This window comes from Mycobacterium sp. IDUB_5, from assembly GCF_055419565.1.
In genome coordinates this window covers 512,641-534,754 of the sequence record NZ_JBVAXX010000003.1, presented here as the reverse complement: position 1 = coordinate 534,754, position 22,114 = coordinate 512,641, and the positions used below count along the sequence as shown (strand labels likewise).

The window sequence follows — 22,114 nt, the reverse complement described above, 5'->3', positions numbered from 1 at the left end:
AGTCTCACTGTATGTGTGCTGAGAGCCGCGCGCAGTCTATTTGCCATCACGTAATGGCATTTGCCGCCGTGTAACAGCTCACAGTGGCGTCTGGGATAACTGGGCTCAGTACGTGTGGCCGTTGCCCGGCCCGAAGATACGTTCTGAAGCGATGCCGGCCAGGTCGCTGAGCACCTGCACGTGGCCGGTGCCCCACAGGCGCGGCTTGTCGTCATAAACACACAGCGTGCCGATGGAATTGCCATCGTGATCCATCAGTGGGATGCCGAGGTAGGCGACGACGGTGCCGTCTTGCACGGCGGGATGGTTCTTGAACACCGGGTCGAGCCGGGCATCCTCGAGTACGAGCGCTTGGCCATTTGCCACGGCGTACTGGCACATTGAGCGCTCCAGTGGCGTCTGTCGTTCCTCCGGCGTGGAGAGATCCATCCCGGCGGCGCTTTTGAAAAATTGCCGGTCGACGTCCACCAACGACACCAACGCGTGCGGAGCATCCAGCGCATCGGCCGCCGCCCGGGTGATCCGGTCGTAGAGCTCCTCGGGCGGCGAATCCAGCAGCCCGGTGGCGTAGAGCGCCCGCAAGCGGTCGGGGTCGGCGATCACCGTGGACACACTCGGCATATCGGTACCGGCGAACACACCCGATTCCGAGAGGTGCTCCATGATCTGCTCGACGGCCTGGCCGTCGGCCAGACGCCGATCGGCCACCATTTTCGACGCCACCGCGCGGGCAACGTAGGTGTTGACGTCTTCACCGGCATCGCGCGCACACTGCTCGAGCTCTCGGTTCAGCCACTCGTCAAAACGCTTCAGGGAGCCGGTCACCATACAACGGTATCTGACATCGGCGTCAGCGGATGCCGAAGCACCTGAAAGCTGCCAGCACGCCATGGCAACGTCACATTCGCTCACCGCAACGATGTTCTTCCCGCCGCATAGCCTGGGACGCATGCCCGGCCGCCATGCCTCCGACCGCTCTCATGTGGTCGCCCTCGCTGTGGGCGGCACCGCCGGTGCGCTGGTGCGGTACGCGACGGCGACGGCGTGGCCGCTGCCGAAGCAACTGTGGGTGTCGACGACCGTGACTGCGGCACTCGCATTCGCGGTGGCGGGATTCATCGTCGCGAGCGGGACGATGTCGACGGTGCGGGCCGGGCTGTTCGGAATATGTGCCAGCGCAGCGAGTCTCAGCGCATGGTCGGTGCTGACCATCAGCCAGCCGCCGAGACTCTCGATCGCGTTTCTGATCGGCGTGCCGGCGGCCGCACTGGCCGGTCTGCTGTGCGGATTGCTGGCCGCGCGAGTGGCGGCGCGATGACGTGGGTGTTGGTCGCACTCGGCGGTGCGGTGGGGTCGACGATCGGCGCGCTGCTACTCCGCCAGCCGTCCTCCGCGCGGTTGGTGACGGCGACGGCGGTGGTGTGCGGCCTGGCGGGAATGATGTCGGCACTACATGTTTCGTCGAAGGTGACGGCAGTGCTGGGGTACGGCGCGCTGGGTTCGGCGGCGAGTATGGTCGCCTTCGCGTTGGCGTCACCGATGTGGGTGGGTGGGGACGTACCGGTGCGCAGCACGGTGTCGGCCGGCAAGAAGGTGGCGATGTACTGCGCAGTCGGGGTGACGTTCGCTCTCCTGGGTTATCTCTCGGTGCGTGGTGGCGCAACGCTGTACCGCAAGCTCACGTAGGCGAATTGCAGGAGCCCTGGACCTCGGCCTTGACGAAGCCGCCGTACTGATAGAGGAACGTGTACTGCCACTGCGCGACCGAGAACGGGTAGGTGCGGGGCACATCGCGCATGATCACGGAGCGGCCGGGCGCCGCGAAGCAGGTGTCGAAGATCCGCCGGGCGCGGGGCAGGTGGTAGCGCCAGCTGATGACGATCACCGAACGCCAGCCGCGCTGCTCGGCGAGGGCGCGAGTCATCAGTGCCTCACCGCGGGTGGTGCCCGGCACGGGGGGTCGGCAGATGACTTCGATGTCGGCCTGGCGCCGGCAGTAGCGCTTCATCACCGGGTCACGGGGTCCGTAGGGGTCGGACATCAGCACGGTGGGCGCGTAACCCTGCTGGGCGAGTTTCAGTCCGTAGGCTTCGCGACCGTCGTGTTCGCCGCCAAGGACGACGATGGCGTCGGCTTTGGCGAGAGGGTCTGGGCGGGCATGGGCGAAGAACAGCGTGCCAGTCACGCCATTGAGGAAGAGCACCGCGATCAGGGCGTAGACGGCAGCCGGAAGAGGTCCTGCTCGTACGCCGGAGCGTCGCCTCTCCCCCATGCCGTGCACGGTATTGCAGGGGCGCCCGACGTGCAGTCCGGGTCAGCTCGGGGATTCCTCCGAGCCGAGGGTGTCGAACACCTCGTGGTAGAGCAGCGAGTGAACGCGCTCGACCTGCGGAATGTCCTGGAACTCCAGGGGATCCTGGGATGCGGACTCGATGATCAGCGTGCCGGTGCGCAGGATCCGGTCGAGGAGACCGTGCCGGAACTCGACGCTGTTGATGCGGGCGAGCGGGATGTCGATCCCGGAGCGAGTGATCAGGCCATGGCGATACATGACGCGCCGGTCGGTGATGACGAAATGGGTGGTCCACCAGTTGAGGAACGGCCACACCGAGAGCCAGCCGATGAGGATGAGCCAGACGGCCGCGATGACGAGGAAGACAATCCTCTTGGCACTCGGCTCCCATGTAAGGGAATTGACGTAGCCGGCAATGAACGCGGCGGCGGCACTCGCCAGGATGAGCACAAGTGCCGGCACGAGAAGACGCCCCCAGTGCGGATGGCGATGCAGGACGACCTGTTCGTCTCTGGCCAGCACGTTCTCTGGATAGCCCACGGGAGGACTGTACTCAGTGAAGGGTGTTTTGGCGGATCAATGGCGCGCTTCTCGCGGTCGAAAAGGCAGGAGTAGCGACACGCTCAGGAAGTTCTCAGTATTTGCTGACCGCAAGGACACAGAGGCGTATGTTCATGTCGATGTCGGGGGAAATGTGTAGGTGCGGCCACGACGGTTTTGCCCATGAGCACTACCGCGCAGGGACTGATTGCTCGAAATGCGAGTGCCCTCGATACCAGTTGGCGGACAGCACTATTCAGGGCTGGTTCGACCGCATACTCGGACGCTGGCTCAACCGCTGATCTGATGCAGCGTTTCCGCGTCCGCCAGGTGTGGTCAGTACGCCCCAGAATGCCCGAGCATGGCCTTGACGGTCTTGATCGCGATGATGAGGTCCGAAATCATCGACCAGTTCTCGACGTAGAAAAGGTCGAGACGAACAGAGTCTTCCCAAGACAAGTCGGACCGGCCACTGACCTGCCAGAGGCCCGTGATGCCCGGCCGAACGAGCAGGCGCCGCCTGGCATAGTCGTCGTAGGTCGTCACTTCGTTCGCGAGCGGCGGGCGCGGGCCGACCACGCTCATATCTCGCTTGAGCACGTTGATGAATTGAGGCAGCTCGTCGATGCTGTACTTCCGAAGAATGCGACCGACGCGTGTCACGCGCGGATCGTCGCGAATCTTGAACAGCACCCCGCCTTCGCTCTCATTCATCGCGGCGAGCTTGTCGACCATCTTGTCCGCATCGACAACCATGGTGCGGAACTTGATCATCTCGAAGGGGTGACCGTCGAGGCCGATGCGCTCCTGGCGATAGAAGATCGGCCCCTTGCTAGTCAGCTTCACGGCCAACCCGACCGCCAGAAGGATCGGAAGGCCGAACAACAACACCGAACCGGAGAACAGAACATCGAAGAGTCGCTTCTGGAACCGCTTGGCGCCGTGATACTGCGGCTTCTCGACATGGATCAACGGAAGACCCGCGACCGGTCGCATCTGCAGCCGAGGGCCGGCGATGTCGACGACGCCGGGCGCCACGAGCAGATCGATGTCGAGCTTTTCGAGTTCCCACGACAGATCTCGAATACCGCGACCGTCAAGACGCTCTGTAGCGGTCACGGCGACAGCATGGCTGTTAGTCGCGGTTACCGCCCCGACCACGTTGCTCTCGTCGCCGAAAGTCGGGATGGAGCCGACGCCAGGAACATCGATCTTCTTCCGTGGCAACGGGCCGGGAATGCAGGCGCCGACGACCTCGTACTCCGAGCGGGATTCGCGATGCAGAGAAGTCGTCAGGTCACGTACGGCCGACGCGCTACCTACCACTAGCACCCGGGTGATGCAGCGCCCGTACTTCTGCCGCACTCGCACAACAACCTGTCGAGCAACCCACCGAAAAAGGGTCAGGATGATAATTCCAACCGGTAAGGCGATCATCAGGTAGCCGCGTGCAATCTCGAGTTTGAAAAGCATCGAGATGATCGCGACGCCGCCAAAGACGGCGAGTGTAGCCAGCAGTACGCGCCGGTACTCTTCGGCGCCGGACCCTATAACCCGGGTTGAACGCGAATGATTGATGGCGAGTGCAGCGATCCACGCCACCGCGATAGCGATCGACACCAGTGCGTAGTCGAGATTCTTAAAACTCGACGTGGAGACATCCCCGGTGAGAGCTCCGAAGCGCAGCCACTGCGCAAGTCCGACCGCCCCCAGAACACCTACGACATCAACGAAAACAAGCCGCCGGGCATACCCACGCTGCCACGCCGGCATCTTCGTCGGAATCGGGACAATGTTTGCTGCAACATCAAGCCGATCACCAACCGCCGTCACTTTACCCCCCGCATGTTTTCCCCCTTGCGCAGGAACTTTATCCCACTCTTTAGCTACTTCTCAACACAATGTGCGGGTTCGCTCGGCAACATCAGCTCGACGACCTGCGTCAGCAGGTCTTATTAATCTCCCCGTAGCAATGGCCCTGGTCGGCCGGCGCCACTGTGTTGTGGGAGTCGTGCATGACCGGCCCTATGTAAGATCGTGCATCAACAAGAACTCGACCAATGGCAGCAGCAGGTCCGCGATCGTCTTGCCTACGTCTTGGAAAACACCGACATCTTGCCCAATCGGATCTGCGATGTCTCGCGGATGCTCTCGTCCTACGAAGGCGCGCGAAGTATGAAAATCGTAGATGCTCGCAACTTCCTGCCTCCGAGCAAGATGCGAAGCTTCCGCCAGCATAAAGGTGCGTCGCAGAAGACCCGGGGATTGTTCAAGAACGGCGTCTCGGTGCGCTTGAGTCATGGTCAACACCAGGTCGGCGCCCGCCGCGACCCGCGGCGTCAGTTGACGCGCCTCAAATCCCGACGAATCGCCGCCGAGTCCTTCCAGCACAAGAGCCGCACTGGGGTGCATTGGGTGGCCAACTACCGCTCGTGTGCCTGCGCTCGACGCGACCAGGTTTCCGCCACCCTGCTGCTGCGCGCAAGCGGCCAGCAAGCGTTCGGCGCTGGGTGATCGGCAGATATTACCGGTGCATACAAACAGGATGTGCAGAAGTGCTCCTTACCTCCGAGACTCCGAGCCGGGGTCCCGATTTCGGGTATCAAATTTTGCGAGTACCGGAGCCGTCCAATCACCCGCAAGCTACGCAGAGCTTACTTCAGGATCAATGGCGAATCGTTACTCCATCATCGACAGCGAACCCCAGCGCGTTGCGGCACCCGCAGCCTCTCAATTCTGTTGTCGTTTAACAGGATCGGCAGACCAGGACTTTAGCGCCGGAACAGGAGTTAACCTCACAACCGTGGCCCGTCGGCACTAGCCGAGGGCCGCGCAGCCGCCTAGCTCTCACACAGAGCGCATATCGGTAACGGACGGCTACGATGTCCGGACGGAGCCAATCGGAGGGGGATTCAGTGGGCTGCCGAATAGCGGTTTTTGGCACGGGCTACCTGGGCGCCACGCATGCAGCGTGCATGGCAGAGTTGGGCCACGAGGTCGTCGGCGTTGATATCGACGAGGCGAAACTCTCAAAACTTTCGGCAGGAGAACTTCCGTTCTATGAGCCTGAGCTTCCGGAGCTACTTCGTAGGAACATCGACCAAGGACGCCTTCGGTTCAGTTCGTCCTACCAAGAGGCTGCAGACTTCGCGGACATCCATTTTATCGCTGTGGGAACGCCGCAAAAGCCCGGTGAATTGGCCGCGGATCTGCGTTATGTAGACGGAGTCATCGAGATGCTGGGTCCTCTTCTGCAACGACCCGCGGTCATCTTCGGCAAGTCCACCGTGCCGGCTGGAACTGCCCATCGACTCGGCGCTCGGCTGCGAACATTGTCACCCGCGGCGGGATCAGAATTGGCCTGGAACCCTGAGTTTCTACGCGAAGGTTACGCGGTCCGCGACACGATTAGTCCCGACCGCATCGTCCTCGGCGTAGACCGCCAGAATCCTGGTCATGCAGAAGCAGTAGCCCGTGAGGTTTACGCGCCGCTGCTCGACGCCGGTACACCCTTTCTAGTTACGGATCTCCCAACTGCCGAGCTTGTGAAGACCTCTGCGAACGCGTTCTTAGCCACCAAAATCTCCTTCATCAACGCAATCGCCGAAGTATGCGAGGCCACCGGCGCTGACGTCTCAGTCCTCGCTGACGCAATCGGTTACGACGCCCGAATCGGGCGCAGATTTCTCAACGCCGGCATCGGTTTCGGCGGTGGGTGCTTGCCGAAGGACATCCGCGCCTTCATTGCAATGGCCGGAGAACTCGGCGCTGGACAGGCTTTCGCACTCTTGCGAGAAGTGGACAGCATCAACATGCGGCGACGCAACAAAATGGTGGAGATGGCGCGGGAGGCGGCGGGAGGTTCGTTCATTGGCGCACGCGTAGCGGTACTTGGCGCTGCATTCAAACCCGACTCCGACGACGTTCGCGATTCGCCTGCTCTGAACATCGCGGGACAAATTCAGCTGCAAGGCGCAGCCGTCAGCGTGTTCGATCCTGAGGCAATGCAGAATGCTCGACAACTTTTCCCCACTCTTGTATACGCGTCCGATGCATCCGCCGCCTGCGAGGGTGCTGACATGGTGCTAATACTGACTGAGTGGAAAGAGTTCCTCGCGCTAGCGCCATCCGACCTGGAGGGAGTAGTTCGCCAAAAGACGATCATCGACGGCCGCAACTGCCTTAAACCGACGGACTGGCGCAATGCTGGGTGGACGTACCGGGGCATAGGAAAGCCGTAATAAAGATGGCGGGCACCACTAGATTCGATATAGACGCCGCGCACCAAGGTCGTGCACAGATATTTCGCCGCGTCGTGCCCGGCATACTCTTAGTATTAGTGGCGATTGCAGTTTTGTGGCCATACCGTCATTTCGCAGGAGACGACGCATATATCTCTTTCCGGTTCGCAAAAAACCTTGCGGACGGAAGCGGCTTCGCCTTTAACCCTAATGAGCCTACTTACGGCTCAACCGCTCCGTTGTGGGTTTTTATTGTTGCGGGGTTCAGCCGTTTAGGACTTGAGATACCGACGTCCGCGCATGTTCTTAACTGGGTGTGCGTAATCCTACTCGTTCCCGCTTTCCTCGCTTTAGCGAATAGATACCTTAACCCGGGTCCAACCGCATGGTTCGCAACACTCCTTCTCATTATCGACCCATGGTTTGTCAGATGGGCGATGAGCGGCCTGGAGAATGTTTTTACTCTATTACTTCTCGTAGCGGCCCTGTATACTCAAGCCAAATTCCGCAACACAGGATCCGTAAACTTCATCACACCAATTTTTGCAGGATTGGCTGCGTTATGCCGACCCGAGATGCTGCTCTTTTGCATCCTAATCGCCGCTGATAACTTGCTGCTGGAACGGCAGAAGCGCGCCCAAAACCTCGTGGTCATGTCGATCGCATATGGCGCGATCTCGCTGCCGTGGATTCTTTACGCATCGAGTTCCTTTCATACCTTAATTCCGAACACGGTCACAGCCAAGATCAGTTCGAACTACCTACTGACAGTCGAGAAGATCGTGTTTTACTTCGGCAGCTTTTGGGCTCTCCAAGCAATTGCATTGTTGGCTATAGCGACCGTGCCACGACTGAGGGCGGTGGCCGCCCAGTCGTTACGCACAACTTGGACACCATGGGCGCTGCCAGTCGCGTGGGCGGTTGTCCTGCCACTGTTCTACCTCGCAGGCGGCGCTCCAGTCGCCGGTCGCTACATGATGTTTGCGCTTCCCTGTTATCTCCTTGTGGGGGTGGGCGCACTTGCCATTGTCTGGCAGCGATACCGCAAAACAGCCGCAGTGGCGGCGATGGCGACCGTTGTCCTAGTAGTTGGTGTGCAGGCGAAGTACTCGTGGTACGTCACGAAGTGGCCATTGGGCATGGACCCAGCCATGATCGAGGCGGCGGAATACGTTCGATCCATATCTCGCACCGATGACCTCATAGCAGCGAATCAAATCGGTGCCCTTGGTTATTTTTCTGACCGTCGGGTTCTCGACACCTTCGGCTTGGTCTCCCCCGAGGTTTTTCCGTACCTCGAACGCGGTGAAGACGCGCTGTGGACTTACGTGTGCGAGCGCAAAGCGACGTTTCTGTTTTTAAGCGAGACCGAGGACGAACTACAGTCCATATATCCGAGATTCGAGCGTCTCGAGACACTGCGCACTTACGACGTCCGCAGGGAAGGCGCGAGCGCAGCAAATGACACAAGAACGTACCATCTCTATAAACCTGTCTGGCCAACAAAATGCTAAGGACAACGCGGGTGGTATTGGGCTTGAGGCTCGACATAAACGTACGAAAGTTCGGTATCGACCTTTGCGAGACGGCTGCATGTCGTTGATCAAGCATCGAAGCGTCCGCTGCCATCAGGCCAAGCGACTGTCCGCACCGGTCTCCGGTCTGCATTGTGGAGGGTAGGAAGCACATGCGTATTAGTATTTTTGGCCTCGGCTACGTCGGAGCAGTGTCAGCCGGTTGCTTCGCCGCCGACGGACATCAAGTGATTGGCGTCGATCCGAATGAGACGAAGGTCAACCTGATTAATGACGGTATTTCCCCTATCATCGAAGCCGAGATCGGCGAAATGCTGCGCAAAGCTGTCGAGACAAGAAGTTTGTTTGCAACATCAGATGTAGCGGCGGCCGTTGCAGCGACCGATATGTCCCTTGTTTGCGTGGGAACACCGAGCCAAATTAATGGCAATCTGGATCTGCGTTACGTCCGGCGCGTGTGCGAGGAGATCGGTTCAGCACTTCGCGGGAAGCCCTCATACCATGTGATCGTGGTCCGATCGACGATGCTGCCTGGCAGCATGCGCGAAGTCGTGATTCCCACACTGGAGGAGTTCTCGTCAAAGCGCGCGGGCGATGAATTTGGGGTGTGCATCAACCCAGAATTCCTGCGAGAAGGTTCCGCAGTCTGGGATTTTTACCACCCGCCAAAGACCGTTGTTGGACAGATGGACAAAAAATCTGGTGCCGCCGTGGTTTCGCTGTACCGCGAGATGGACGCACCTCTGATTTGCACATCCATCGAAACTGCTGAAATGGTCAAGTACGCCGACAACACGTGGCATGCGTTGAAGGTTGCCTTCGCCAACGAGATCGGCACTATATCGAAAGCCGCCAACATCGATGGACGCCAGGTCATGGAGATTTTCTGTCAAGACACGAAGCTTAATCTTTCGGATAGTTACATGCGTCCGGGCTTCGCTTTTGGCGGGTCCTGCTTACCTAAGGATGTGCGCGCGCTGACCTACAAGGCGCGGAATCTCGATCTCGACGTGCCGCTGTTAAACTCGATACTCCCGTCTAATCAACGGCAAGTCGACCGAGCGTTGGCCATGGTCGTTAATAGGGGGCGGCACAAGGTCGGTATTTTAGGTTTCGCCTTCAAGGCTGGAACTGACGACCTGCGGGAATCACCAATCGTCGAGGTCGTTGAACGGCTGCTCGGAAAGGGATACGAACTCCGCTTATTCGATACCAACGTAAGAATGGCCGCGCTCACCGGGGCCAATCGAGACTTCATCCTGAATCACATTCCTCATATATCCCGACTGATGGTTGACTCGGTAGAAGAGGTGATGGGGTTTGCCGATGTTGTTATCATCGGGAACGGCGACGCCGAATTCAAGTCGGTAGTCGAAAGCCGGAGAAGCGATCAGATCATCATTGACCTAGTACGTATTGCCGATGCCCGCAGCGACGGCATGTACGAGGGAATATGTTGGTGAAAAGGTCGCAGCGCTCCCGCGCTCTCCGCTCGCGCCGACTCCTGATTATTATCGAAAATCTTCCGGCTCCGTTTGATCGAAGGGTCTGGCAGGAAGCAAAATCACTTCTTAGGGATGGTTGGCAAGTCAGCATCATCTGCCCGACCGGCAAAGGCTACGAAGGTCTGCGAGAGACAATCGACGGCATACACATCTACCGATATAATCTTGCGGCCGAGGGAGCCGGCGCCTTCGGGTACCTCCGAGAATACTCTTCTGCAATATGGAACAGCTTTCGGCTGGCATTTGCGGTGCGCCGCGAGCGCGGGTTTGATGTTGTGCACGCGTGCAATCCCCCGGATTTGCTGTTTGTGGTTGCCGGGTTCTTCAAGATGACCTCGGGATGCAGATTTGTATTTGACCACCATGATATCAATCCCGAGCTTTACGAAGCCAAATTTGGTCGTCGCGACTTCTTTTGGAAATTGATGATTTGGCTGGAACGAGCAACATTCCGCACGGCAGACATCTCTATTGCGACCAATGAGTCTTATCGCCAGATAGCGATTGAACGGGGGGGAATGTCGCCAGAGCGTGTTTTCGTCGTTCGGAGCGGTCCAATGCTGGAACGCCTGCAGATCGGTCCGGCTAAGCCAGCTTTGCGGCGAGGACGACAATACCTAGTGGGTTACGTCGGCGTGATGGGCAAGCAGGAGGGAATAGAGCTCCTCATCCAGGCCGCCCATCATCTGATCTATTCAATGAACCGCCGCGATATTCATTTCGGACTTGTCGGCGGCGGGACATCCTTTGACGAGTTGAAAGAGTATGCGGCGGAACAGAAAGTCGCGGAGTACTTTACGTTCACGGGCCGCGTTTCGGACGCGGAACTACTTGACGTTCTCAATACCGCCGACGTATGCGTGAATCCGGATGTCGCCAATGAAATGAATGATAAATCTACGATGAATAAGATTATGGAATACATGGCGCTGGGTAAGCCGATCGTTCAATTCGACCTCGCCGAGGGGCGATTTTCCGCGGGTGAGTCGTCGCTCTATGCGGCAAAAAACGACCCAGTCGATCTGGCCTTGAAGATCGCGCAGCTTCTAGACGATCCTGACTTGCGGAAACGCATGGGCGAGGCCGGACGGCGTAGGGTTGAGGACGAGCTCGCGTGGCAGTACGAGGAGCCGAAACTACTCGCGGCGTATCGGGCGGTAGCCGGCGATCAATTTGATCGACGTGCCACTTCGCTGCCTTGACGCATTCGGGTTGCCAAGTACATCCCAGCCTTCCCGCGAGATTGGCTGCCAGTGACAATGTTCCTAGGGCAGTCGAGTCAATGAGCACAACGTTAGCGTTACTTTGGCCAAATTGGCCCTCGCAGGGCGGGCGATTTCCTCGATCTGTGAGGCAAGGTGGCTGACGCGCGCGGCCGGCTTGGTTGGTCAGCGGCCGCGATATTCGGACCCCAGCTTTTACAGTTCGTCGGACTGCTCGTTCTCGGTCGGATTCTCACACCGGCGGATTTCGGAGCGGTGGCACTTGTCGCAACGATCACCGAATTCGCCACCCTGTTGCTCAACTCAGGCATCAGCTCATACGTTGTCCATATCGACACTGTCGATCAAAAACAGCTGTCAACCGTCTTTTGGGTGAACGCCGGCCTCGGCGCGGCAGTTAGTATTGTCATCGCCTTGCTGTCGTCCCCCATATCGGCGCTATTTCGGAACGAAACACTGCAACCGCTCATTGCCCTGAGTTCCGTCGGCTTCGTCATAAGCGTAGGTGCGACGCACCTAGGTCTACTTCAGCGTGAATATCGATTTCGGGCTATCGCTATGATCGATATCTCGACCATGTTCGCAAGTCAAGCGTTGGCAATCCCATTAGCCCTCGGCGGATATGGCGCCTACTCGATCGTGGTCGCTCGGTTATTTGGTTTAGCGGTGCAAGTTTTGTTGTATTTCGCGACGACTAGGTGGCTGCCGGGCCTCAGCCTTGACCGTCAAGCGCTTGCTGACGCATGGCGATACGCTCGCCATCTTCTCGGTTTCAACGTTATCAACTTTTGGTCGCGCAACCTCGATAATGTGATAATCGGCCGCACGGCCGGTACAGACATTCTCGGATTATATAGCCGGGCTTATTCGCTGATGTTGCTGCCAGTCAGCCTTGTTGCGGGTGCCATCGCAAGGGTCCTGCTTCCCACGATCGCCCGCCAGCAGAACGATTTGAAGCGCGCGATGCGGACGTGGACCAATTACACCGTTGTTTCTGTTTTTTTAGGCATCCCGATCGTGTCTGTATTAGCTGTAGCGTCCGAGCCATTAATCGTCACCCTTCTCGGCAGTCAATGGGCATCGGCAACCCCGTACCTGCAACTTCTCGGGATATCAATACTTCCGCAACTCATTATTCGCCCGTTGGGATATGTGTTCCAGGCAGTGGGAAGAACTCGAGCACAGCTATTCATCGGCATCGGAACAACAGCAATCACGGCCGCCGCCATGCTCGTCGGAAATGCAACCCACGGTGCCGCGGGTGTCGCCGCCGGCTTCACCATCGCCTACTTCCTGCACTTGGTTGTGTACCTCACCTATGCTCGACGCCGCCTTCACCTGGCGTTGGCTCCGCTCATGATAAGAGCCGGCCCCCTGGTCCTCGCCGGTGTCATATCCTCGGCGGCCGGCGCAGCTTGCTCAGGCTTCGTGTCGACGGCACCTGCTCCCGCACAGCTCGCCGTCATTTGCTTTGGTGTCGGCGGTGTATATACAGCGGCCACTGCCGTACTGGCTCGCCGCAGCCTCATGGTGATAATAGGATTACTGCGTGGCCGGGACACTTTGAGTGAGTGAGTTCCAGAAAGCTGTGGAGGACCAACAGGCGACAGCGAGACCATCTAAAGCACTGTATGATTCAACCGCCGTCCGACTGATGAGATAGTTGTTATCACAAACTGCAGCCGGAACAGATTTGGGGGGATATGAACGTAAGGCAACTCAAGTTCTTATATCGCCAGCGCATTCGTGGATTCGACATTCCCGACCAGCCATGGTTTGATTCCGCGGAAACCACTGAGTGGTTCATGCAACAGCTGACTTCTGCGCGCGCATACCTCGAATTCGGCGCGGGCGGCTCGACCTACGCGGCAGCGAAACACGGAGTCGACTTCGTGACTGTTGACTCCGATAGATACTTCTTGAAGGCTGTGCAGGAAAAGATCGCTAATGACGGGTATTCGAGACCAGAAACACAAACCTTCTGGTTTGCCGACATCGGATCGACCGGACCATGGGGACGTCCGGTCGGGAAAGTCGACCGCGAGCGAAGCAACAAATTCGCACGTTACTCCGATCCCCCTCTACCAGCTGTCGCGCAGCTGCCACCCGATCTCGTGCTGGTGGATGGGCGTTTCAGGGTCGCATGCGCCTTGAAAGCTCTCAAACTGCTGTCGGACCGATCAGATTGGACGCTGGTTGTTGACGATTACAAAGGCCGGCCCGAATATAATATTATCGAGACTTTCGGCGTGCTAGACCACTGCGTCGGAAGGATGGGCATCTTCAGGTCGGTCGAAACAAGAGCCATGGCCGATATCGAAGCCGCGATTCGATCCTATGAATCGATAGTCGATTAAGAGTTCGACGGAACGGGATCGCCCAAAGTTTCGGCGGCGCTAGTCGACATGAGCCAATACTTCGCTACCCGCGCACGTTGCGTGTGCAACCTCACCACTCGAGTCGCCGCACGGATTGGAATAAGCTGATGTTGCCTGATGAAGCCCGTTGGATGGGTCGAGCAATGAGCTCGACGGCAGTTGAAGAATTATCGCCCATACTCAACCTCGGCAGTTCCACCGAGGAGTTTCGTACGGTGACCAAACCGCATATCGACCGAGAACTTTTTGCCCCCTTAGCGGCGAGACATGTACGCGTAATTCACTCGGATCTCAAGAAAGACAATGGCGTTGACATCGAAGGGGATATTCTCGATTCACGCGTTCAAGAGCAGCTTCGCGGACTCGGCGTACGTTCCGTTATGTGCAACAATATGCTTGAGCACGTCGCGGACGTCGAAGCAGTATGTTCGGCGTTGAGCGAGATTTGCCCACCAGGCGGGCTATTATTCATGTCGGTTCCGCACAAGTTTCCCTATCATCCTGATCCGATCGATAATGACTTCCGGCCAGACGTAACGCAGCTGGCTGAGATTATGAATAGATGGGGATTCGATCTGCGCATGGGCGAGGTCATTCCTTGTGGAAGCTACTTAAGGAAAGTCCGTCATAAGCCAATCTTGATAGCTCGTGACGTCTATCTACTTGGACGTGGAACCGTCAACGCAGGCAAGCGGAGGATGCTCCGCGAAAACTATAGGCACTTGCGGCGACCGTACGAGGTCGCATGTGCAGTCTTCGTTAGGCGAGCGGAATAACACACCGAGGTACACTATGGGTACGTTGAGGGACTCTATCTGATGTCGGAATAGCGACCGTCGCGCCTGCGCCACTTCGACCCAAGATCATAGACTGAGAGATTTGCGAGAAATCCCAGAGCGTGGAGCATTCTCTCACCCCGACCTTTGGCCGTGCGAAGCCGAATTCGGTGCACACGCTTTTTGAGATAGCGTCGACCGCGACGCGAGAGCAACGCGCGATGCTTCGCCAGATACGCCTCGACGCCAGCAGCTCGACGTTCGTTGCCCGCCGTTAACTGAGGCCCCAGATGGCGTCGGTGTACGGCTAGGTATTCAGGGACCACGACATAGCTGGAGCCCGATAATAAGAACCGAACTAGAAAGTCCTTATCATTTGAGACCGCGAGAGATGGATCGAACCCGTCGATCTTCTCAAACACATCCCGCTTGATGACAAAATTTGAACCCGTAAAGCCAGCATTTCGCGAGACCGCATCGGTGGCGCTAAGACCTGGGGGGATTCGCAACAATGGCGCAACCTCACCATTTAACTCCAACACGCTCAGCCAGGTGACCGCCATATCTGCGTTAGTCTCCAGTAAGGCACTCACTGCATCCTGCAGGAACGAAGGACGCCATAGGTCATCATCATCGAGAAAGGCAAGAAACCTACCCCTTGCCTTCGGCACGGCGTAGTTGCGTGAAGCGCAGGCTCCGCTGGTCCCGCTTCGAGGAAAGTATTGAAGTGAAATGCCGACCATTTCTTCGCGAATCCGCGAAACCGCTTCTTCAGTCTGACTGGATTGGGCATCATCTACGACAAACACCTCGTACGCGAAAGCAGTGGACTGCCGCGCGACGGATAGGAGCGACTCGCGGAGCAGTTCGGGGCGTTCGTGAGTCGGGATGATGCAGGTGACAACGACGTCCATGGCGGTCATTGAATTCAATGCCTCTTCCCCGCGACAATCGGTCTACTCGGCATCCCCGCGGCGGCGGTTCCTTCTTCCGTCTGCGCAGCAGACCGCGTGAGACCCATCATTGCTCCAATTGTGAAAAGCGCCAGGTACTGCGCCGCGCTGTAGTTCAACCAGTTTGCAGCCATGCCGTGGATGAGGATCGTAGCAACGATGGCAAAAACAGCCGCTGCCGTCACAGGGTTCCGCGCGTAGCGCCGATGGATCGATTTAAAGAGAATCGTCAAGAGGTACAGGGCTACCAAAGAACCGATAACGCCCATTTCTACGAGGAGCTGCACGAATATGCTGTGTGGCAATTGACCCAAGGGCCGAACCTCACCGCCCGTCGAGCCGAACCCCAGTCCTAGAAGCGGGGCGCGTGACCACCATATAGACAGAAGTGCCTGCCAGTTGGAGAATCGCCAGTCGAGGCTATTGTCGCTTTCTTGATCGCTGTAATTTGCATTCTCAAGGTCGGCAATTCGACTCGATGCACCGATTGTTATGAATAGCACCATCACGACGCCTAGCCCAAATATGATCAGAAGAAAACGGCGGGCTCCAGAAATGTTGGCATTCAGCGCTAAAAATAGGCAGGCACCGCATCCGACGGCCGCAAGCGCACCAAGGCTTTGGGTGAGCATGATCGCGATCAGACTGAGCAGGGCGACTATCAACGACGTCCTAACACGCGACACCCAGTATCCCCAGAGACATGCGATAGCGCCGACGGCGAAGTACGCTGCAGCCTGGTTGGCTTGACTGAAAGAGCCCGTCGCCCGACCGACCGTGTTGAGTGCCGGCTTCAGCCCAACAACGTAGCCCGCAATGAGGAACACAGCCGGTAGACCTACTAGCCAGTTTATCCACTTCGCCAAGTCGACACCTGCGTCGACCCCGAGGCGATACGCGAGCACGAGCACCGCCACGAAGGAAGCTGCGCGAATGAACTCGTTCAGAAATTCCGCGCTGAAGCCAAAGTTGAAACAAGCGATCAGAGTCCAAAGCGCAATAGCAGCTACCACTAGGGCGGCGCATGCTTTCAGACGTTCGCTCACCTGACCCTGCGTCGGAAAGATAAGTGCTAGTAAGGCGGCAACACCGACTAATCCCGAAATAAGCGTGTTTGGAAGCAGGGGGCCAAGCGACGAAGTATTTCCAATGTCGCACGCACTACGAATGATGACGAGAAGCGCCAGAAATACTGCCCGAGGAAGTACCGCGACGGACGCAATCCCCATCAATGCGGTTACCAAGCCCAGGGGAATGAGGGCAACAGAGGTCATCACATCGTCTTCGAAGGATTGGTTCCAAGTCGTCTAGCAGGTTCCATCGATCAGCCGCCAGCGATCTCAGTACGTACCCACTCGAGCTGCTTCGCCAGACCGTCCTTGATCGGGACTGTTGCAGCCCATCCCAACTCCGACTGAATAAGCGCCGTGCTGCCACCAGTTTGGAAGACGTCCCCTGCGACTCGGCTTGTATTCTCGACCTTAATATCTCCGACGAGACCCTCAATGATCGCCAAAACATCCCGTACGGATACGGTCGAACCGCCAGCGACGTTGTAAACGCGACCTGACTCTACGTCTGACGTCGCGCTGATTATATTTGCGCGGACCACGTCGTCAATAAACGTGAAATCGCGCAGCTGGTTGCCGTCGCCGTAAACCGTGATCGTTTCGCCGAGAACCGCCGATCTGAGGAAACGGGTAAAGGCCATGTCAGTTCTCTGGCGTGGCCCGTACACGGTGAAGTACCTCAGCGACACGGTCGGCACGGAGAAGTTACGGGCGTAAAGGGTACAAAGATGCTCGGCGGCCAGCTTCGTTACACCGTAAGGACTAACTGGTTTTGGAGTGTCCCCTTCCGATGTAGGGTAACGCTCCGCCTCCCCGTAGACGGACGACGATGACGCGTAGACGAGACGTTGCAAGGATGGACTGTTCCTTGCTGCTTCGAGCAATCGTTGAGTGGCACGGATATTCGCATCAATATAGAGATCGAAGTCTGCGCCCCACGACTTTCTTACTCCCGGCTGACCCGCTTGATGGAATACGACGTCTACGTCTTGGATCAGCGCTTCGATGTCGAGGTGATTGAGGTCGCCTTCAAGCAGCTTAAAGCTAGGGTTTCCTAGAAAGGGAGTTATATTCTTTCGCTTGATCGAGGGCTCGTAATAATCAGTGAAACTGTCCACCCCTACGACGGAGTGTCCATCTCGCAGAAGTGCCGAGCAAAGGTTGCTTCCGACGAATCCAGCCGCACCGGTTACCAAACACTTCATCGAAATCCTTCATTCCGGCTCGTCATAGTAGTCCCGTATCCCATCAAGCGTCGCCCCCGATTATGTATTATACGAAGATCAATTGTAAATTGATGCGATTACCTCCGGGGCGCTTAATTGCTGAACACTAGCGCGTGCGCAGCCTCGCGACAGTTGGAACGCGCTAGCGAGGCGTTCCGCGATTTCGCAAACATCACGCGATGTGACATAGCCGTTCTCACCGGTTTGCACGAGCCTGCCTGTGTCTGCGCCATCGGTGACTACCGCAGGCAAACCAGATGCGAGGGCTTCCACAAGCACACGCGGGTAACCCTCGTAGCCGGCATGAGAAGTCATTAGAAACACTCCAGACTGCGCCATCAAATTCGCGACTCGCTCGGGAGTAGTGCGTCCATGCAGCGTAATCCTCGACCGTACATCGTCGGGAAATGCCCCTACGCGCTCCGCCACATTTGAGTCGAGCGTTCCGGAACCGACAAGGTGCATACGCCACGGCTCGGCGGGGCGGCGCTCTACAAGCGTTCTGAACGCCTCAAGTCCGAGTAGTGGGTCTTTAGGAACCTCCAGGCGTCCAACCCAAATTACTGCGTGTCCCTCTCGGTCACAAGACTCATCCGAGCTGATAAGCGCCGGGTCAAACCATGTCGGTGAAGAGTGTGTCAACGAATTCCAGCGGCCGACCGTGCGAGCGTACTCTTCGTTAAACACCACGACCTGCGCCGCTTTGGTAACGACGCGTCGCTCCAATCGTTGATGCAAGGACGAAGCGGCTCGCCAGAACGAATCTGAGGACCGACCTGTCAAACCGTTCTCCTGCGTGTGCACGAAGTAGGCAAGTCTCTTTCCCAAAAGATGGCGAAGAGCCCATGCCGTGTCCATTCGATGCGCTTGAAGCCAAACAGCTTTCGGCATGCGCCTGTAGAAGCGGAGTACGCCGAGCACCAACCGAAATGAGTGCGGAAGGCGTCTGTTCTGATTACCCGGATCAAGACGTGTGACGGGCATGAACCAAACTTCTCTACCGGCAGTCCCGTGCCGCTCCCACCTACCAAGGCGACGTCCGGGGACATCGGCGCCGGCGTCGACTCCGATGAACGCGAAACGACTGCCCTCAGGTATGTAACGCACTATCCCGCGGAGACACGTATCAATCCCGCCCGGCGACGGCCTCGCTGCATCGAATTGATGGACGATCAACCTGTCAATCTGATTGGGGCCGGTGTCGTTGCGGGCCAGCTCGGAACTTTTCGTCTGCTGCTTCACCTCTAACCCCCCTTCCTAGAAAAGATTACTGCCCTCATCTAACTGGCCTAACCAACTTTTTACAACGCGGCGCTACCCAACTGACTGCCTGACCGGATTCGCTATTCCTACGAATTGATTCTTCCGCACCGTCGCGGTGTTAGGCGCCAAGCCTTCTACTGCATGCAAATCAATAGCAGTGTTGGCACCCGAGAATATGTTGTTCGTCACAACCGAGTCTGTGACTCGATGCGAGAGCCTCATTAAAATAGGCATACTCTCGCCAGCCCCCTTAAAGGAGCTGTCGCGAATCGTGCACTGCTCGGCGTTGACGAGTCTTACAACTCCCTCTGAAGATGTAGCAGTCCGATCTTCGATGTCTAGTCTGGCGAATTCAGACTGCGTCGTAGCTATAAGGCTGATGGCATATTCTCCTGCATCGCGGAACACGGTATCGAAGATCTTTAGGTCCCTAGTTGGCGTGCCCTCACGGTCATCACCGATATGAACGCGATTGGTCGCGAAACGGCAATTCTCGATTCGGCCACGGCGCCCGACGCGCAACGTAACACCCTTATTCGTGCAGTTTGTGACCTCCAAGCCACTGAGCGTTACATCATTTGACCTGATTACGACGCCTTCTTCGCATCGATCGACGCTGCCATTAGAGAGCGAGATGGCCGATGAACCGGAGAGTATGTATACGCCGTTATCAATGCAATCTCTAATTTGAAAGTCTGAGATTTTCAGCTCTCGACATCTGTAGACCTCAAGGCCAACATTTCCTTTGGATACAGTCAGGCCACTTAGTCGCGAACTCGTACAGAAAAAAAGTCCGACCGAATACCCCTGCTCTGACTCGCGATCATTCAGGTGTCCATATCCGATGACCTCTAGGTCTGTAGCTTGAAGGCCGATCATGTAGCGGAACTCAACTGCTGAAGTAGCCTTGCGCGAGTCTGCGGTGACACCTCTTCCGACTACCCTCAACCCAGAAACTACACAGTCGGATACAGGGCGTCGTCGCGTGCCACTAATACGCAAAGCACGGTCAACGTTTTTGTTTAAGTCGATAGTCGCGCCGTTTCCGACGATACACACGCCATCTGTGCCATCGGCGCAAAAAAGAGGAGAGTTCATTACACGACCAGCTCTGACAACGGCATGCCGGTTGAATTCGACGGATTGCCCAGCGCGAAGCCGAACTGATGAATCAAGGCGGAAGACTCCACGCGGAATCACAAGCTTTAAATTTTCGTCGGCCGCCCTCTGAAACGCAGCTGCATCGTCTTTTAGGCCATCGCCAACCGCGCCAAAGGCTTTCACGCTTCCGTCCAACGCCTCATCTGGCGGTTGAGCATTTGCGCGGGAGTCTCGAAACAGATTGATCAGCGGTCCGCCAGCAACGCAGAGGGCTAGCAACAGAGCCCGACGGTCAATCTTCGGGTTAAGACGCGGCGCTCCGTAGTCCTTCACCGAGGTCTTCTGGATATCTGTGATAGCAAATGAAGCGAGGTGCGCTCTAGGTAGGCCTCACCCGCGCTACCGCCTCCCCTACAACCAGGATCCCCCGATAAGTCCACCGTAGCCACGTGACAGAGGTGCGCCCTGCGGCCGCAGACGTCGGCGCACCGGCTCATTCAGACCGATCCCTGCCGTGCTGATTAACTCCGCCAGGCGCCTGCGTCATGTCGCTCGGTTCATTCCGGGATATGCCTACAACTGGTTGACGCGATTCTTCCATGGTGTGTGCAGGCGACACCGGCTGAGAAGATCTCTGACCTTGATCCCTGCCGTAGTAGGAGTAGCTGTAGTTCCCGTAAGAGCCGGTTCCTCGCGTCGGTACCATCGTGAACACGGCGCCCAGCAAGGGTGCACCAACGTCCTCAAGACTGCCAGCCGCGTGGCCGAGTTGTTCGCGCCTAGTCTGTCCAAACCTTGCCATCAAGAGCACGCCATCGGCCCCAGCCGCAAGTATCGCAGCATCCGTCACCGCGAGGAGCGGCGTCGAGTCCACGATGACATAGTCGAAAGTTGCGCGCAGTTCGCCCAGCAGCTTCCTAGCCGACTGAGAACCAAGGAGTTCACTCGGGTTAGGCGGAATTGCACCCGAAGTGAGAACTGTCAACCCAGGGAACCGCGTCTTCTGAAGCGCATCCGTTAGCGAAGCTTGACCGCTCAAGACGGTACTAAATCCCACTGGTCCCACCAGGTCTAGATACTTCGCCAAAGTCGGACGCCGCATGTCGCCGTCCACCAGGACGACTGAGTGCTCCGCCTCTGCCAATGCCAAAGCCAGGTTGATCGCGGTTGTCGACTTTCCCTCATGTGGCATCGAGCTTGTCACCACGATCACACGCGGGGGATTGTCGACGGCGAGGAACTGAAGGTTTGTCCGAAGCTTGCGGAATGCTTCGGCTATCGGCGAGTTGTCATGGTCAAAAGGTATCGCGGCTTGCTTTCTGCGGTCTTTATCGAGTGGAATGCTCCCCACCAAACCGACTTTGGTGATGGTCTCGAGGGTCTCCCGATTTTTTACTGTGTTGTCGAGCAAGTCCCGCAGCACGGCTAATGCAACTCCGGCGATTAAACCTAAGGCTGCGCCAGCCGCAATATTCCTCATTGTCTTCGGCACGACGGGTTGTCCGGGTATAGAGGCCCGCTGCTCGACAACCACTCGTGCATCCGGGGCGGCGCCGGTCTCTGGCGTCTCCAACTCTCGGACCAACGTAACGAATTCGTCGGACATCGTGTTGGCGATGTCACGGGCTCGGACTGGGGATGGGTCCATCACACTCACGTCGATCAGCACCGTGTCGGGTTTTGCCGTCGCCGACACATTTTCCAAAAGAGCATCAGCCGTCATACTTAAACCAAGTTTGTCGATCGTTCGCTGAGCGAGGGTCGTACCGGTTAAGAGCTGTGCGTAGGACACAACGCGTTCCTGAGACAACCGGTTTCCCTGATATACATCTGACAGCGATGAACCAGATGTCGTCGATACGAACAAGCGGGTTGTGGCCTGGTAGAGCGGCGTCGTCAATACCGAATATCCGACTGCGCCCAGAACGACTATGAACATAGTTATGCAGATGATCATCCAACGCGCTCGAAGAAGCTTCACAAATTCTTGCAAGGTCATAGCCACTCCGT

The 22,114-nt window shown here is 57.5% G+C and carries 19 protein-coding genes; 8 read left to right on the top strand and 11 right to left on the bottom strand.

The window, feature by feature from the left end:
- Window positions 1-105 precede the first annotated feature (105 nt).
- Window positions 106-825 carry a GAF domain-containing protein gene (locus ACZY1G_RS11825; RefSeq protein WP_463822476.1) on the bottom strand — a complete coding sequence of 240 codons (720 nt, stop codon included), beginning with the start codon at window positions 823-825 and terminating at the stop codon, window positions 106-108.
- Between the two features lie 124 nt (window positions 826-949).
- Here ACZY1G_RS11825 and ACZY1G_RS11820 point away from each other — a divergent pair, with 124 nt between their 5' ends.
- On the top strand, window positions 950-1,318 hold the full coding sequence (locus tag ACZY1G_RS11820) for a chromosome condensation protein CrcB (RefSeq protein ID WP_463822475.1): 369 nt from the start codon (window positions 950-952) through the stop codon (window positions 1,316-1,318).
- A complete protein-coding gene (locus ACZY1G_RS11815; protein ID WP_463822474.1) occupies window positions 1,315-1,686 on the top strand; it encodes a hypothetical protein in 372 nt (123 codons plus the stop codon). Before ACZY1G_RS11820 ends, ACZY1G_RS11815 begins: the two co-directional genes overlap by 4 nt.
- Here ACZY1G_RS11815 and ACZY1G_RS11810 read toward each other — a convergent pair.
- The 4 genes from ACZY1G_RS11810 to ACZY1G_RS11795 all read right to left on the bottom strand — a co-directional run bounded on the left by ACZY1G_RS11810 (window position 1,679) and on the right by ACZY1G_RS11795 (window position 5,329).
- Window positions 1,679-2,272 carry a YdcF family protein gene (locus tag ACZY1G_RS11810; protein ID WP_463822473.1) on the bottom strand — a complete coding sequence of 198 codons (594 nt, stop codon included), beginning with the start codon at window positions 2,270-2,272 and terminating at the stop codon, window positions 1,679-1,681. The two genes, ACZY1G_RS11815 and ACZY1G_RS11810, sit on opposite strands and share 8 nt — an antisense overlap.
- Window positions 2,273-2,314: 42 nt before the next feature.
- Entirely contained in the window at window positions 2,315-2,833 is a 519-nt protein-coding gene (locus tag ACZY1G_RS11805) for a PH domain-containing protein (RefSeq protein ID WP_463822472.1), read from the bottom strand.
- Between the two features lie 336 nt (window positions 2,834-3,169).
- Complete coding sequence (locus ACZY1G_RS11800) at window positions 3,170-4,666, bottom strand: sugar transferase (protein WP_463822471.1); 1,497 nt, start codon at window positions 4,664-4,666, stop codon at window positions 3,170-3,172.
- Between the two features lie 192 nt (window positions 4,667-4,858).
- Window positions 4,859-5,329: an arsenate reductase/protein-tyrosine-phosphatase family protein gene (locus ACZY1G_RS11795; RefSeq protein WP_463822470.1), complete on the bottom strand. Its 471-nt coding sequence runs from the start codon at window positions 5,327-5,329 to the stop codon at window positions 4,859-4,861.
- Between the two features lie 419 nt (window positions 5,330-5,748).
- On the opposite strand from ACZY1G_RS11795, the gene ACZY1G_RS11790 reads away from it, so the two are divergent.
- The 6 genes from ACZY1G_RS11790 to ACZY1G_RS11765 all read left to right on the top strand — a co-directional run bounded on the left by ACZY1G_RS11790 (window position 5,749) and on the right by ACZY1G_RS11765 (window position 13,694).
- Entirely contained in the window at window positions 5,749-7,074 is a 1,326-nt protein-coding gene (locus tag ACZY1G_RS11790) for a UDP-glucose dehydrogenase family protein (RefSeq protein WP_463822616.1), read from the top strand.
- A 98-nt stretch (window positions 7,075-7,172) separates the two neighbouring features.
- Complete coding sequence (locus ACZY1G_RS11785) at window positions 7,173-8,588, top strand: hypothetical protein (RefSeq protein ID WP_463822469.1); 1,416 nt, start codon at window positions 7,173-7,175, stop codon at window positions 8,586-8,588.
- 173 nt (window positions 8,589-8,761) lie between these two features.
- Window positions 8,762-10,072 (top strand): nucleotide sugar dehydrogenase, encoded by a 1,311-nt coding sequence (locus ACZY1G_RS11780; protein ID WP_463822468.1) that lies wholly within the window; start codon window positions 8,762-8,764, stop codon window positions 10,070-10,072.
- Window positions 10,063-11,316, top strand: a complete 1,254-nt coding sequence (locus ACZY1G_RS11775; protein WP_463822467.1) for a glycosyltransferase family 4 protein — start codon at window positions 10,063-10,065, stop codon at window positions 11,314-11,316. Before ACZY1G_RS11780 ends, ACZY1G_RS11775 begins: the two co-directional genes overlap by 10 nt.
- 156 nt (window positions 11,317-11,472) lie before the next feature.
- Window positions 11,473-12,912: a lipopolysaccharide biosynthesis protein gene (locus ACZY1G_RS11770; protein ID WP_463822466.1), complete on the top strand. Its 1,440-nt coding sequence runs from the start codon at window positions 11,473-11,475 to the stop codon at window positions 12,910-12,912.
- A 128-nt stretch (window positions 12,913-13,040) separates the two neighbouring features.
- Window positions 13,041-13,694 (top strand): hypothetical protein, encoded by a 654-nt coding sequence (locus ACZY1G_RS11765; RefSeq protein WP_463822465.1) that lies wholly within the window; start codon window positions 13,041-13,043, stop codon window positions 13,692-13,694.
- Window positions 13,695-14,526: 832 nt separating this feature from the next.
- On the opposite strand, the gene ACZY1G_RS11760 is transcribed toward ACZY1G_RS11765, so the two are convergent.
- The 6 genes from ACZY1G_RS11760 to ACZY1G_RS11735 all read right to left on the bottom strand — a co-directional run bounded on the left by ACZY1G_RS11760 (window position 14,527) and on the right by ACZY1G_RS11735 (window position 22,103).
- Window positions 14,527-15,405: a glycosyltransferase family 2 protein gene (locus ACZY1G_RS11760; protein ID WP_463822464.1), complete on the bottom strand. Its 879-nt coding sequence runs from the start codon at window positions 15,403-15,405 to the stop codon at window positions 14,527-14,529.
- Between the two features lie 14 nt (window positions 15,406-15,419).
- On the bottom strand, window positions 15,420-16,718 hold the full coding sequence (locus ACZY1G_RS11755) for an O-antigen ligase family protein (protein WP_463822463.1): 1,299 nt from the start codon (window positions 16,716-16,718) through the stop codon (window positions 15,420-15,422).
- A gap of 50 nt (window positions 16,719-16,768) precedes the next feature.
- Window positions 16,769-17,719 (bottom strand): NAD-dependent epimerase/dehydratase family protein, encoded by a 951-nt coding sequence (locus ACZY1G_RS11750; protein ID WP_463822462.1) that lies wholly within the window; start codon window positions 17,717-17,719, stop codon window positions 16,769-16,771.
- 78 nt (window positions 17,720-17,797) lie between these two features.
- On the bottom strand, window positions 17,798-18,598 hold the full coding sequence (locus tag ACZY1G_RS11745; protein WP_463822615.1) for a glycosyltransferase family 4 protein: 801 nt from the start codon (window positions 18,596-18,598) through the stop codon (window positions 17,798-17,800).
- Between the two features lie 456 nt (window positions 18,599-19,054).
- A complete protein-coding gene (locus ACZY1G_RS11740; RefSeq protein WP_463822461.1) occupies window positions 19,055-20,437 on the bottom strand; it encodes a right-handed parallel beta-helix repeat-containing protein in 1,383 nt (460 codons plus the stop codon).
- A gap of 160 nt (window positions 20,438-20,597) precedes the next feature.
- Window positions 20,598-22,103, bottom strand: coding sequence for a tyrosine-protein kinase domain-containing protein (locus ACZY1G_RS11735; RefSeq protein ID WP_463822460.1), 1,506 nt, complete (start codon window positions 22,101-22,103; stop codon window positions 20,598-20,600).
- Between the last annotated feature and the right edge of the window lie 11 nt (window positions 22,104-22,114).